Genomic DNA, 13,825 nt, shown 5'->3' with positions numbered 1-13,825 from the left:
TGTACTGAATGTTAAAATAGTTTGTTGTTCCCGTTTTAATAATATTTGAAAAAGAACTTGTAGGATATTCTACAAGTTCTTTTTAGTATAATTGGTTACCTATATCATGGGATAATCATACATAAAAAACGGAACATTACCTAGATGTATAATCTAAATATCGTCCCGTTTACCTATCTATGTATCTGTATAGTTATTGCAGAATTAAACCTACAATCATAATTAAACTAAATACTATCATCCAACCAAACGCACAATATCCAAAAATTTTAATCCATTTAGGTAATTGATTCATGTTAATTTTATTTGTGGGAACTCCTTGCATCGAAAACATCATTTTTTGATCTCTATCTCTATTATTTTGTTGTTCATACATAATATCATCACCTTTCCAGAACTATTGTGTTTATAGTATATCAACCTAAAGAAAATTATGTACAGAATAAAAGAGGATAGCATATATATTATGTGGTGAATTTTATAAATAAATGCATTTAATTGCCATGATTCTAAGTGCTAATACGTTATAAATACTGAACAAGAGCCCTACATAAATAGGACTCTTGTTCTTCAAATATTAACTTGCTGGATATGCATCAGAACCAAGATAACGTTCTTTTATAATTTGAAGATGATGAAGCTCATGACCGGCAATGATGTATGCTAATGCACGAACTGTAACTTCAGAATTATTCGCATTTCCTCTTTGTGACCAGGCTTCTTTATCTAAGCTTCTAAGTAAATACAGGGTAGATTGGCGAACAACTATTAAATTCTCAAGAAGATCTTGCATAGATTGCTTATCAAAAGCAGCTCTAAGAACATACATATCATCATTATAGCCTGGAAGTTCTGCTGTCTCGCCTCGAGCGATAGATAGCAATCGATACGCCATAATACGTTCTGTATCTGCTATATGACCGATTACTTCTTTTATACTCCATTTAGTAGGAGCATACCGGAAAAGTCCCTTACTATTAGAAATTCCCTTTAATAAAAGATTCGTTTCCTTCATTTGTTGTTCTAGAATATGTATGATATTTCCGTCTGATACCAAGTTGGTATACGTTGCATAATAGGAGTTATATTCACTTACCTTTGGTCTTATTTCCATACGAATCATCCTTTATGTTTAATCTTTACATATAGCTTATCATAAAAGAATTCCAAATTAATCTGAAAAATGGAGGTGAATAAACATTTTTCATCCTCCTTTTCAGTTTCATAGATGAAATGTATCTCAAATAAGAGAATCTAATTTGCTGCTAAGCGTAATTTCGCTTTTTTTGCTGTTATAGGTAAACATTTAAGTTGAATACAGTTTGTCACTACTTATGACAATCGCCATTTAAAAAGTAGCATACGTCATTAAACGAAAAGCCTGTTAATAAGTTTATACTTACTACAAAAACAAATAAACTCGCCCTATTTAAAGGAGAGTTTATTTGTTTTTATGTTTAGATAGCGGAATACTCATGCAAAATTGCACACTATGTTCCATATTTTTTATTGAATACTTTATATCTAACGTTTCAAGAATTTGTTTAACAATATATAGCCCCAAACCACTTCCTCCAGTATTTCGATTCCTTGATTTTTCAATTCGATAAAATGGTTTGAAAATTTGTTGAATATCTTCATCTTTAATATTGATACCTGTATTTATAATTTTCATTTCGATTTGATCTTGTTTAGAATTCTCTCTTAACTTTATATAGACTTTTTCATTATGTGGTGAATACATAACCGCATTGTGGATAATATTTTTGCATGCTTTTTCTAAAAGAGCACAATCTGTATAAATAGAAAGGTCAGAATCAAATTCTTTTATTATTTCGATACTTTTTTGAGAAGCAAAAAATTCGAGATCTTTTGTGATTGTACCTATTAACTTTGAAGGATTAACTTCCTCTACTTTTAGTTTGAAGGTGTGTTGTTCTAATTTCGATACGCTTAAAATTTCACGAACTAATTGTTCCATACTTTCAATAATTTGATGATTTTTCTTTAAATATTGATCGCGATTTTGATAAGGGCCAATATTGTATATCATCCCTTCTAAGTATCCTTTCATTACAGTAAGAGGGGACTTTAATTCATGTGCTACAATCGCAAAAAACTCTCTGCGTTTTGTTTCTATTTCTCTTTCTTTTTCAATATCATTTTTTAATTGTTCATTTGCTTTTTTTAAATCAAACATAGCTTGTTGTAAGTTAATAGACATGTCATTCAAACTATTAGACAATTCTCCTAACTCATCTGTAGAGCGAACCTCAATTTTTTCGGAGAAATCTAAATTTGCCATCTTTTGTGCACCTTCATTAATATAAATAAGTGGCTTTGTAATAAACCTGGAATAAAAATAAGCACTTCCTATACCAATAATGAGCACAATGATACTAATATAGGGGAGAAATCGTACTAAAACCTGTGAAGCTTCATCAATCGGTTGAAATGTAGCAAAGACTATAAGTGTTAAACTACCATCTTGGAATTGAATTGGTTTCGTAACGTTATATGAATTGCTAAGGGTACTTGCATTCTCGAATCGTGTTGCTTTAGTAACTACTGTTTTTTGCGTACCACTTTGAATAAAAGAAAATGAAGGAGAGTAAATAATTACTCCTTCTTTATTTTGAAGGTAAAGCATCGCATTATTTTTTTTTGCGTATTCATCAAAAAGTGGTATCGCATCTTGAAACGTAAGATTTTTAGACTTATCAATGATTTCGTTTATCCCTGTTTGAAGTTGATCTGTTTTATATTGCTCATAAAACGTAGGGAGAAAGAAGTATAAAGTTAAATAAATCAATACTGCAAAGGATAACAAAATGAGAGATGTAGTCATAAAGAGTTTATAAGTAATTTGCTTCATCTTCATGAGTTTCACAATACTATTCATCAATTTTATAACCAATACCCTTTATTGTTTTAATATAAGGGATAGCTAATTTTTTGCGTAGGTTTTTAATATGTGTATCAATTATTCGTGTTTCTCCAAAATAATCGTACCCCCAAACCTTCTCTACGATATTTTCTCTTGTAAGTACTTTTCTCTCATTTTGAAATAGTAGTTGTAGAATTTCAAACTCTTTTGTCGTTAATATAATTTCAACATCATTTACATAGACTCTATATGCATCCACATCGATACGAACTTCTTTAAATATCAAATGATTATTTACATTTTTATCATAACTTCTTCTAAGTACAGCTTCGACTCGTCTAATCAAAACATGAAATGAAAAGGGTTTTGTTATATAATCATCGATCCCAAGATCGAATCCTTTCATTTGATCTTCCTCTTCTTCCAACGCAGTTAGCATAATAATTGGTACGTTTGACTGACTTCGAATCATTTTAGAAACTTCAAACCCATTAAGATTGGGCATCATGACATCTAGGAGAATTAAATCAAAGGATTGCTTATTAAATTGTGTCATACCCTCTAGTCCATCTGAAGCGACTACCACTGTATAATGCTGTGTCATTAAAAATTGTTTAATTAATTCCTGAATTTCTTGATCGTCCTCTACCACGAGAATATGATAGTTTTTCATAATATCACCTCTGGTAGTCATTATAGCCGTACTATCTGGAGTTTATGTGGAGATACAGTAGTAAACTTCATAGGACGTTTACTACCAAAAAGTATTATTAGCTATATTACTTTTTATGGAGAAATAATTGATTAAAAAACTTATCGTATGAATTGATGTATGAATAATATTTACGAAAAACTAATGTATAATAATGTGAATTGTATGTAATTTCTTAAAGTTTGTGAAAATATACTTGTGCTTCTTTACCAAAAGAGGGAAAGGAATTTTAATATAGAAGAAGCTACAGTAATACTAGAGTGTGTGCCAAGAACTTTGGATTTCTCTCATCTAGTTTCTATTTAATCGTTAATCACTACATAACAATGTTCTGGCTAAACCAAAAGTTTAAAGGTACAAACTTGGAGAGATTTATATAATGTTAGAAAGGTTGTGAAATGATTTGAAGTGTTATAAAGGTATGCTGTTTGATTTAGATGATACCTTACTTGATAGGGATAAGGCAGTAGCGGCATTATTTTTAATTGTTTTAGAAAAGTGTTATGAAAATGTAGATGGTGCGGCTAAAAGCAACATGTTACAGAAATTCAAAGAATACGATAAAAGAGAATATGGCATAAGTAATAAAACGACAGTTTTAGAATCATTGTTTGATGAATTCACGCCGAAGTATAGATTGCCACGCAATTATATCCAAGATTTTTGGAATAATAATTTCCCTAGATGTTTTTCAATAGACCAAAATACTATTCATTTCTTAAATCAAATAAAGAAGCACTTTAAAGTTGGAATTATAACAAATGGCTCAACTCAGAGGCAAAAAGCTAAAATATTTAACACGAATTTAAATAGGTATTTTGAAACAATCATTATTTCTGAAGAAGTGGGATTTAGTAAACCTGATAAACGTATATTCGAACTAGCGTTAAATAAGCTAAATTTACAGCCGGAAAATACTTTATTTGTTGGGGATGACTTAGAAAAGGATATTGCTGGTCCTCAAAATATAAATATAAAAGGTGTGTGGTTTAACCCTCAAAAAATCAAGAATACTACCAAAATACAACCATATGCCGAGATTAACACTTTGGATAGTTTGTTAAGTTATGTTACTCCACAATATTTTTATAACAAGTAAAAGCAATTTCATATATATATTCAAAAATATAAAAAAGAGAAACTATCATTAATTTCATTGACCGTATTAGTAATAAAGAATAGAGGCGATTTTAATAGCTGCGGCTAATTTAATCTATGATTAATACGAAGTTTTGTAAAACAATTTTACTCATACGGTGCACATTATAAAGGGGTGGGACTATGGACATAAAGAAAGTAGTAATCGATGGAATCAATATTGCGGTCATTAGAAACGATAAGGTATTAATATCGGATGTTCAGTCTGCATTAGATACTATGGCAACAGTTCAATACGAGGTAGATGCGAAGCATATTATTATCCACAAGTCATTAATAAGTGAAAGCTTCTTTGATTTAAAAACACGTCTTGCGGGTGATATCCTTCAAAAGTTTATAAACTACAAGGTAAAGATTGCTATCATTGGGGATTTCTCTATTTACACTAGTAAAAGCTTAAAAGACTTTATTTATGAATGTAATAAAGGGAATGACATTTTTTACTTAGCAACTGAGCAACAAGCAATTGAAAAACTAAGTACATTAAAGTAAAAATTATATCCTGCTAAATTCCCCCATTTCACTTAGTTCATGATTATATACGATATAGAAGAACTGATGTTTGTGGTAAACTAAGAGATGAATAAAGGGGGAGTTTTTTTGAACAATTTTAATGATACGATCCGAAATTTAAATAATATAGTTTACCAACCTAACAATTTAATGATTACGAATCTAAAAGAAGAAAAGCAAAACGCAGAATATGCAGGATGTTTATTCCACTTAAATAACAAAACCATTCGTTTTAGAAAATCAAAAGTTACCCCTAATAAAATTGGTCAATTTGTTTCTTTTTGGGAGAAAGATGACAATATGCAAAATCAAGCATTTTCTTATGACGCTGCTCCTGATTTATTAGTTATTACTTGTATAGATGATCATAAACTAGGACAATTCATTTTGCCTAAAGAGATTCTTCTTAAGGAAAAAATCTTGAGAACACAAAATCAAAAAGGCAAGATGGCTATGAGGATTTATCCTATATGGGATAAGCCTGTTAGCAATCAAGCTAAAAAGAGCCAAATGTGGCAACTTCAGTATTTTGTTGATTTAAGCGATTGTAATAATTTACCTATAGACAAACTATTAAATTTGTATTTGTAGCTTCTTATCTTTAGTGATCTTGTCGGTTAGACTTTTTGTACCGGTACAGTTACATAAAATGTACGTTGTTACAGTACCCCTTAAAACTTACAATCAGCATATATTATTTAAACTTATAAAATTTTAAGGGGTGCTAAATATGACAAGTTTACAAGATCAGCTTTTCGCAAGATTAAATCTTAAAAAACGTAATGAAGTAACGTTTGAAGAATTACCTACTATACTCTTTTCATTTGCACATACTATACCATTTGAGAATTTAGACGTTATAGCACAAAATACGAATCAAATCTCTCTGGAAAACTTACGAGAGAAAATTTTAACTAGTTCCCGTGGTGGACTTTGCTACGAATTAAACACCCTTTTTTACTATTTCTTAAAAGACTGTGGCTATGATGTACAACTGGCATTAGGTACGGTTTATAAAAATGATATAAATGCATGGGCACTTGAGGATGGCCATATAACAATTATTTTAACTTATGCTAATGTACAGTATTTAATTGATGTAGGTATAGCTTCATTAGTACCTCTTGTTCCTGTACCTTTTACTGATGAGTCTGTTTCTTCAAAGAATGGGTCGTACCGGGTGAGACGAAAAGATACGAGTAAAGGAAATTATGTTTTAGAAAGAATAGATGCTGAAGGAGAATGGAAAGTTTGTCATGCCTTTTATAAACATATTATTGATGAGATAGTAGTAAACGATGTTCAAAGAAGAGTAATAGAAGATGAGAAATCTATTTTTAATAAGGGACCAATTGCAGTGAAATTGACGGACTCTGGGCATGTCTCTTTAACGAATAATAGTGTAACTGAAATTATTTATGGAGCAAAAACTAAGCGTGAGGTTACAGAAGAGCAATATAGAGAGCTTTTATATACTTTATTTGCTATTAAGTTATGAATAATAAAGATAGCCGGTACTTAATCAGAGGCGGCTATCTTTATTATTTTTTGGTGTAAATGGTTTTCGTCTAATATGTTTCGGAAACTGCGGTATAGTTAATGTTTCCTCAGTTTCTTCATATGTATGAAAAACTGGTTCTTTTGCAGCAGAATAATATGATTTAAAGTTTGATTTTCTTAATACATATAATACACTAGAACAGTACGAAAAAGTATGTACAATGAATTTTGAATGTAAAGGAAGATTATTATGTCAGTTATTGATAAATTGAAACTTAATAAGTATACAAATATGGTCGTAATTAACGAACCAAGTAATTATGACATTTTTACAGGTAAAGAAACTGTATTCTCAAAAGAACACGATGCTATCTTTATATTTGTAGAAACGCTTGATGAAATGGTGAAACAAACGAATTTTATTATTAGTAATGAAGAATTACTAATTGAAAAAGGTTACGTGTTCTTCGCATATCCGAAAAAAGGTAATGCTCGTTATAGTACGTTTATTCACCGTGATGAGATGTTTCCGGCATTAAACGTTGGAGAAGATGGTTATGTGGGAGAAAGCAATATTAAATTTGCACGAATGGTAAGTATGGATGAAGTCTTTACTGTTGTAGGTTTAAAACGTGAAAAGAAAAAAACAATGAAAACATCTGCTATGAGTCAATGTGTTGCCGATTATGCAGATCGAATTAAAGATGTTGAAACATTATTAGCTAATCATCCGAATGAACTTAAGTTTTATCAAAGTTTAACGCCTGGATACCAAAAAGATTGGGCACGTAATCTTTTTTCTGTGAAACAAGAAAAAACACGTGAAAAACGTCTAGAGAAAATGATAGAAATCCTTTCACAAGGCTATAAAACAATTGAATTATTCCGTAAGAAGAAAAAATAATGACTAAGAAAGTCACAATGCTGCAACAATTAATTGTGATGAGTACATTGAAAAAAGCATTCCTTCCATTATACTAAGGAATGTTCTTATATTTATATAATTAGCAAAAAGAGAAAAGGTGTTTGAAATGAAATCGTATATTGTAGTTGGATCTGGAATTTTAGGAGCGTCTACTGCTTATCATCTTGCTAAAGCAGGTGCGAATGTTACTATCGTGGATCGCCAACAATTAGGGCAAGCAACTGATGCAGGAGCAGGTATTGTATGTCCATGGCTATCACAGCGTCGTAATAAAGCATGGTATAAAATCGTTAAAGGCGGTGCACGTTACTATTCTTCGTTAATTCAGCAATTAGAAGAAGACGGTGAAACTGACACAGGATATAATCGTGTAGGTGCAATTAGTTTACATACTGACGAAAAAAAGTTAGATCAAATGGAAGAGCGAGCTTATAAACGACGTGAAGATGCCCCAGAGATTGGTGAAATCACTCGCTTATCAGCTGAAGAAACAAAAAAATTATTCCCAGCATTATCAGACGAATATAGTTCTGTTCATATTAGTGGTGCTGCACGAGTAAATGGAAGATTATTACGCAATGCATTAATAAGTGCTGCGAAAAAACATGGTGCAACTTTTATAAAAGGCGATGCCATATTAGTCCGTGAAGGAAATCATATTACTGGAGTTATAGTAAACGATGAAACAATTTTAGCAGAAAAGGTTCTTGTAACTGCAGGTGCATGGGCGAATGAAATCTTGAACCCATTAGGAATTAATTTCTTAGTTACATTCCAAAAAGGACAAATTGTTCATCTGCAAATTGAAAATACAGCAACAGAAAATATGCCAGTTGTTATGCCACCGAACGATCAATATATTTTAACGTTCGACAATGGTCATGTCGTAATTGGTGCAACACATGAGAATGATACGGGTTTCGATCATCGTGTAACAGCAGGTGGTCTACATGAAGTATTCCATAAAGCATTAACAGTTGCACCTGGCTTAGAAAATGCTACAATGCTTGAAACGAGAGTTGGATTCAGACCATTCACACCAGGATTCTTACCTGTTATCGGACCGCTACCTAACTTTGAAGGAATTCTCGTTGCGAATGGATTAGGAGCTTCGGGTTTAACAGCTGGTCCATATCTAGGAGCGGAACTTGCTAAACTAGCGCTCGGACAACCGATTGAATTAGATTTAAATGATTATGACGTTGCTGGCGCAATTGAATAATATGGGGTACTGCTAACATTTAGGAAAACCATGCTAAACAAATTTGACAAGGAATAAACAGTTTTTCCTCTGTTAAGAGTATGCCTGTTTATGAAAAATAAAATTCTTTAAAAATAGAGGGCCGACATTATAAACCTGCATTAATAATGTAGAATTGTGATGTCGGCTCTTTATTCATATTGCTTTAAAACTTATTTTCGAGAGGAGGTTGAGTAATGAGAGCACCATATCAAGTATTGATATTTCCTTATATAAAAACTGACGATTCTATTCAATATGGTATTTTTAACCGAAGTGATTATGGTTATTGGCAAGGAATAGCTGGTGGCGGAGAAGACGGTGAGATTCCTATTGAATCAGCAAAACGGGAAGCGTTTGAAGAGGCTGGTATTACAAGAGAATGTCCATATATACAATTAGATTCTGTGTCTTCACTACCAGTAGAGGATGTAGTTGGAGGATTCCTTTGGGGAGAAGAGGTTTATGTAATAAAAGAATTTTCTTTTGGAGTTAAAGTCCCTACAAAAAACATATCATTATCTAAAGAACACTTCAATTATAAATGGTTATGCTTCGAGGAAGCAGTAACGTTTTTGAAATGGGATAGCAACAAAACAGCATTGTGGGAATTAAACAAAAGGCTATTAAAACAATAAAAGTTTTAGCTAACAAAGATATTAGTGGAACAAGAATTTGAACAATTAAAAAAATCTTGCTACACTTCTAAACCGTGTTTTAGATTATAAAATAGAGTAATATAGATTTGGCATGGGTAATGAACTAAGAGAACTTGCACTAAGAAAAGCCCTATACAGTTGCCTGTGAAAAAATGAAAATAGTTAGAAATATTTTTATGTTGTACAGTTTTTGGCTATGAATAGCGGAATAAATATTAAGTATTCAACAGTTCAAATAGAACGAGTCATCTTTTTATTTTAAGAAGAAAGATGACTCGTTTTATGCTAAAATTCGCTTAGTGTATATTTTCGTTAAAATGTGGGTGGGCCCCTTTTAGCAAAACCGGAGTGGGAATGATGAGTATAAATAGTTTTGTGGGATTAATAAAGGACGAATTATTAAAAGAGGTAAGCATACGAAGTGAGGATGAATTCGAGCCTGTAGTAGTTAAAGATATTCCTAGACTTTGGAAGTGTTTAGGGACAGGTAATTATGCCGCAGTATTCATGCACAGAGAATACAAAGATTGGGTAGTGAAAGTTTACGTGCGAGAAGGAGAAGGAATTGAAAAAGAGTCAGAAGCATACCGAAGAATTGGAAATCATCCTTCTTATTCAAAGCTTATATATAAAGGAGAAAATTTCATAGTATTGAAACGTTTAAAAGAAATTACTTTATATGATGCTATTCATAAGGGGATTAAAATTCCTAAGCAGGTAATACTTGATATCAATGAGGCTTTGGAGTATGCGAGGGAACAAGGGTTAACTCCTTGTGATGTTCACGGGAAAAATGTGATGATGGAAAAAGGAAGGGGATATGTGGTCGATGTATCTGATTTCTTAAAAACAAAAGAAGATAGTAAGTGGAGAGACCTAGAAAAGGCATATTTCACCTTTTATTTTCCTTTCATTTATAAATTGCCTTTCCCCGTTAAAATACCGTATTTTATGTTAAACATTGTTAGACGTTCGTACAGAAAATATAAGAAGCTTAAAAAGAAATTCAAATTATAAAAGGACCACATATGTTCCCAAAAACGAGTTGAATTCACATAAATTACTGTAGAAAAATTTAAATTTTTGTTTAGGGGCTACTTCAAGACCTTAGCTTGCTGGGTATATGGTGCTACCCCATTACTATCAACTTAAGAATTGATAGTAATGGGGTATTTAATTTCTTATCTTGATGAGTATGGGATACTGCCAGCATTTCTTCTATCTTCTATATTCTTGTTGTAGGGTGATATAAAATTCTTAAGTTAATAGGCCTTGAGTGGCATACAATAGCAGAATTAACGAGTAAATGTAACAATCTCATCAACAGCTTTGATATAACCACCTGCCTCACGGAATGATTGACTAATTTTTTTGGCATTCTCTTTGTAAATCGAATGCTGCAACACTTCATTAACGGCATGTTTTAAATCCTCGGCCGATAATTGCTGGATATTTAACATAAATCCTGCGCCAAGTTCGTATACTCGCTCAGCAATCGTATGCTGATCATTTATAAATGGGAGCATAACTAGAGGTACTTCAAAATAAAGTGATTCACTTGTGCTATTCATTCCACAATGACTAATAAATACATCCGCTTGACGCAGTATATCTAATTGTGGAAGATAGTTACCAACAATAAAATTATCAGGTATATCTCCTAGCTGCTCCACTATTAATTGTTTGCCTATACTAAGTACTACTTTCGCATTGAGATCTTTTAAACCGACGAAACATTTTTGATAGAATTCAGGCTGATTATTAATTATGGTTCCCATAGAAATATGCAACCCATTTTCCAGGTAAAGACTGTGCATCATAGAGGATGTAATCGTATGTTTCTTTGGAGATTTCTTCAAAAATGGCATCAGTAATTCTTTCCATAGCATGAAGGAAGTGTAATAAGTACTCTTGAGGATGGGAAGTCATAAGATTCATAGTTTCCGAAAGCTCTCTTTGTGCCTCTTGATTGATGGGACGGAATTGTGCACCTGCTTTTTTGATTTTTTCTTCAAAATCATTTGATGAATAATAGACAATGTTGTCTCCACGTTGTACTAAATCATGTACTAATCCTAATGTTGGATTTAAGTGTCCTTCTCCACCTATATTGATGTAAAGTGCTTTTTTCATCTTTATCCCCTCCAGTAAATTTGATATCGTAAAATGTAAACGATTTTTTATTTTGTTTGAATTATAACAAACGAAGTGAATAAATGTCTATTTTCATTTTTGAATATTCTTAATTTTTAGAGGGTGTTTTATTTAGATAACTTGATGGATGTGGCGAGACCCCACATCCATCAAGTTAAGAAAAAGAAACACCCCAAAAACAAAAAAATGAGATGACTTCTCAAAGTAACTAACTGTAGAGAAAGAAAAATTTCATTTAGTGGGTACTTCAAAACCTTAGCTTAATGGCGATGGGTTCACCATATCAAAACAAGAAAATTGTGCGTATAGACATATTTTTCAACCGCTTCCTGTACGTTAAGGGAATCGTTATTTTTTTACAGTTTTTTTATTATGGAATTCAAAATAACTAATTATAATAGGTGAAAAAACAATCAATAGTTGGGTTACGGAAAGGATTCGAATTTACATTCTTTCTCAATACATATTATGGATAAATAAAGTAAAATATGGGTTAGGGTTATGTCTCATGTTGTGTTAATCCTAACAATAACTAAGGGTACATAATATGCTTTCATACCTTTGAATAATTTTGTTATAGAAGGGATGGAGATTTAAATGGCTCAAATTGTTGGTATTGATAGATACCTTTGTACTGGGGCTTTAATCTATATGCGTGAGGGCCTTTCCCTAAGTCTTGTTAGGAAGTAAGGAACAGCAAGCAAACACTTATACAATATGAATAGAGGAGAGGAATGCCTTATGAAAATACGTAGTCAAATTACATGTGCAAGTTTGGCCCTTTTAATAGTTGGAAGTTCCCTGTTATATACAACACCAACCTCAATTATAAAAGCAGAGCCCACTCAGAATGTATCTAGTTCGTTACAAACAAATACGCAACGAGATCATACTTCCGTCAAGCAAGCAATGCGGGATACATTGCAACTTGGATACCCGGGGATACTTGCTAAAACTTCTGAGGGTGGAAAAACGTGGGGGTATGCCGCTGGAATAGCGGATCTGAGAACCAAGAAACCAATGAAAACAGATTTTCGCTTTCGCATTGGGAGTGTGACGAAGACGTTCACCGCAACAGTTGTACTTCAATTAGCTGGAGAGAATCGCCTGAAGCTAAACGACTACATCGAAGACTGGTTGCCTGGTGTCATTCAAGGAAATGGATATGATGGTAACAAGATTACTATCCGGCACATATTGAACCATACAAGTGGTATCGCTGAATACTCAAGGTCAAAAGACGCTGATTTTACGGATACAAAAAAATCGTATACGGCTGAAGAGTTAGTGAAGATGGGGGTTTCTCTGCCTCCAGACTTTGCTCCAGGAAAGGGCTGGTCTTATTCAAACACAGGATACGTATTACTGGGCATTCTTATTGAAAAAGTAACTGGAAACAGCTATGCGGAAGAGGTTGAAAATCGAATTATTGAACCACTTGAATTGTCGAATACATTCCTACCAGGCAACTCAAGTGTTATTCCAGGCACTAACCATGCCCGTGGATATGTCCAACCAGACGGAGCAAGTGAGCTAAAAGACGTTACTTATTATAACCCAAGTGCAGGTAGCTCTGCTGGAGATATGATTTCTACTGCTGACGACTTAAACAAATTCTTCTCTTACTTGCTCGGTGGCAAATTACTGAAGGAACAGCAACTAAAACAAATGCTTACTACAGTTCCTACAGGAAAAGAAGGAATCGATGGATATGGTCTTGGAATCTATGAAACTAAGCTGCCAAGCGGTGTCTCGATATGGGGACACTCAGGTGGCATTCTAGGGTTTACAACTCTAGTTGGAGGTACACTTGGAGGCAATCATACGTTGGTCGTCAATTGGAATAGTTTGGGTAGAACTGGCAGTCCTAATCCTTTTAAAAATATTTTACTTGCTGAATTTAGCAAGTAGGAAAAAAGGAAAAATTTATCGTAGTTTTCATAGTTGAAAATGTACTTTTCTGGTTCAAAAGCCCCAACTTATTTTCAAGAAAACTTTGGGGCTTTTTTTGTTTTGGTGGCGTTTATTCTTAAGTTGATGGATGTGTGGTGCTACCCCATCGCTATCAAGCTAAGCT

The 13,825-nt window shown here is 32.8% G+C and carries 15 protein-coding genes and 1 pseudogene; 9 read left to right on the top strand and 7 right to left on the bottom strand.

Going from position 1 to position 13,825, the window contains the following annotated elements:
* Nucleotides 1-193: 193 nt before the first annotated feature.
* The 4 genes from CN409_RS07695 to CN409_RS07680 all read right to left on the bottom strand — a co-directional run bounded on the left by CN409_RS07695 (nt 194) and on the right by CN409_RS07680 (nt 3,560).
* Entirely contained in the window at nt 194-376 is a 183-nt protein-coding gene (locus CN409_RS07695; RefSeq protein ID WP_000273237.1) for a hypothetical protein, read from the bottom strand.
* Between the two features lie 201 nt (nt 377-577).
* On the bottom strand, nt 578-1,114 hold the full coding sequence (locus CN409_RS07690; protein ID WP_000405918.1) for a DinB family protein: 537 nt from the start codon (nt 1,112-1,114) through the stop codon (nt 578-580).
* Nucleotides 1,115-1,441: 327 nt separating this feature from the next.
* On the bottom strand, nt 1,442-2,902 hold the full coding sequence (locus tag CN409_RS07685; RefSeq protein WP_001084893.1) for a sensor histidine kinase: 1,461 nt from the start codon (nt 2,900-2,902) through the stop codon (nt 1,442-1,444).
* The gene (locus CN409_RS07680; protein WP_000800727.1) at nt 2,895-3,560 is read right to left on the bottom strand and encodes a response regulator transcription factor; all 666 of its coding nucleotides are present in this window, start codon (nt 3,558-3,560) and stop codon (nt 2,895-2,897) included. The genes CN409_RS07685 and CN409_RS07680 overlap by 8 nt, the downstream gene beginning before the upstream one ends.
* 460 nt (nt 3,561-4,020) lie before the next feature.
* Here CN409_RS07680 and CN409_RS07675 point away from each other — a divergent pair, with 460 nt between their 5' ends.
* From CN409_RS07675 to CN409_RS07660, 4 genes are all read left to right on the top strand, one after another.
* Complete coding sequence (locus CN409_RS07675; protein WP_000895696.1) at nt 4,021-4,698, top strand: HAD family hydrolase; 678 nt, start codon at nt 4,021-4,023, stop codon at nt 4,696-4,698.
* 182 nt (nt 4,699-4,880) lie between these two features.
* Nucleotides 4,881-5,249: a DUF4180 domain-containing protein gene (locus CN409_RS07670; protein ID WP_000351862.1), complete on the top strand. Its 369-nt coding sequence runs from the start codon at nt 4,881-4,883 to the stop codon at nt 5,247-5,249.
* A gap of 108 nt (nt 5,250-5,357) precedes the next feature.
* A complete protein-coding gene (locus CN409_RS07665) occupies nt 5,358-5,861 on the top strand; it encodes a MepB family protein (RefSeq protein ID WP_001058784.1) in 504 nt (167 codons plus the stop codon).
* Between the two features lie 139 nt (nt 5,862-6,000).
* A complete protein-coding gene (locus CN409_RS07660) occupies nt 6,001-6,768 on the top strand; it encodes an arylamine N-acetyltransferase family protein (RefSeq protein WP_000202738.1) in 768 nt (255 codons plus the stop codon).
* A 20-nt stretch (nt 6,769-6,788) separates the two neighbouring features.
* On the opposite strand, the pseudogene CN409_RS32760 reads toward CN409_RS07660, so the two are convergent.
* Nucleotides 6,789-6,993: pseudogene (locus tag CN409_RS32760) on the bottom strand (hypothetical protein).
* A 27-nt stretch (nt 6,994-7,020) separates the two neighbouring features.
* Between CN409_RS32760 and CN409_RS07655 the strand changes: the two are divergent.
* The 4 genes from CN409_RS07655 to CN409_RS07640 all read left to right on the top strand — a co-directional run bounded on the left by CN409_RS07655 (nt 7,021) and on the right by CN409_RS07640 (nt 10,611).
* The gene (locus CN409_RS07655; RefSeq protein WP_000110861.1) at nt 7,021-7,674 is read left to right on the top strand and encodes a YdeI/OmpD-associated family protein; all 654 of its coding nucleotides are present in this window, start codon (nt 7,021-7,023) and stop codon (nt 7,672-7,674) included.
* Nucleotides 7,675-7,801: 127 nt separating this feature from the next.
* On the top strand, nt 7,802-8,917 hold the full coding sequence (locus CN409_RS07650; RefSeq protein ID WP_086390558.1) for an NAD(P)/FAD-dependent oxidoreductase: 1,116 nt from the start codon (nt 7,802-7,804) through the stop codon (nt 8,915-8,917).
* A gap of 215 nt (nt 8,918-9,132) precedes the next feature.
* Nucleotides 9,133-9,573, top strand: a complete 441-nt coding sequence (locus CN409_RS07645; RefSeq protein WP_001202616.1) for an NUDIX hydrolase — start codon at nt 9,133-9,135, stop codon at nt 9,571-9,573.
* A 378-nt stretch (nt 9,574-9,951) separates the two neighbouring features.
* The gene (locus CN409_RS07640; RefSeq protein WP_000026523.1) at nt 9,952-10,611 is read left to right on the top strand and encodes a protein kinase family protein; all 660 of its coding nucleotides are present in this window, start codon (nt 9,952-9,954) and stop codon (nt 10,609-10,611) included.
* A 278-nt stretch (nt 10,612-10,889) separates the two neighbouring features.
* Here CN409_RS07640 and CN409_RS32265 read toward each other — a convergent pair whose 3' ends face one another.
* Together CN409_RS32265 and CN409_RS32260 are read right to left on the bottom strand one after the other, a co-directional pair.
* A complete protein-coding gene (locus CN409_RS32265; RefSeq protein ID WP_229145180.1) occupies nt 10,890-11,372 on the bottom strand; it encodes a nucleotide disphospho-sugar-binding domain-containing protein in 483 nt (160 codons plus the stop codon).
* On the bottom strand, nt 11,356-11,727 hold the full coding sequence (locus CN409_RS32260) for a glycosyltransferase (protein WP_240518620.1): 372 nt from the start codon (nt 11,725-11,727) through the stop codon (nt 11,356-11,358). The genes CN409_RS32265 and CN409_RS32260 overlap by 17 nt, the downstream gene beginning before the upstream one ends.
* Before the next feature lie 762 nt (nt 11,728-12,489).
* Here CN409_RS32260 and CN409_RS07630 point away from each other — a divergent pair.
* On the top strand, nt 12,490-13,659 hold the full coding sequence (locus CN409_RS07630; RefSeq protein ID WP_000702513.1) for a serine hydrolase domain-containing protein: 1,170 nt from the start codon (nt 12,490-12,492) through the stop codon (nt 13,657-13,659).
* The last annotated feature ends 166 nt before the right edge of the window (nt 13,660-13,825 follow it).

It is taken from the genome of Bacillus sp. AFS012607, assembly GCF_002558005.1.
GTDB lineage: Bacteria > Bacillota > Bacilli > Bacillales > Bacillaceae_G > Bacillus_A > Bacillus_A thuringiensis_S.
This window is presented reverse-complemented; position numbering and strand designations above follow the sequence as displayed.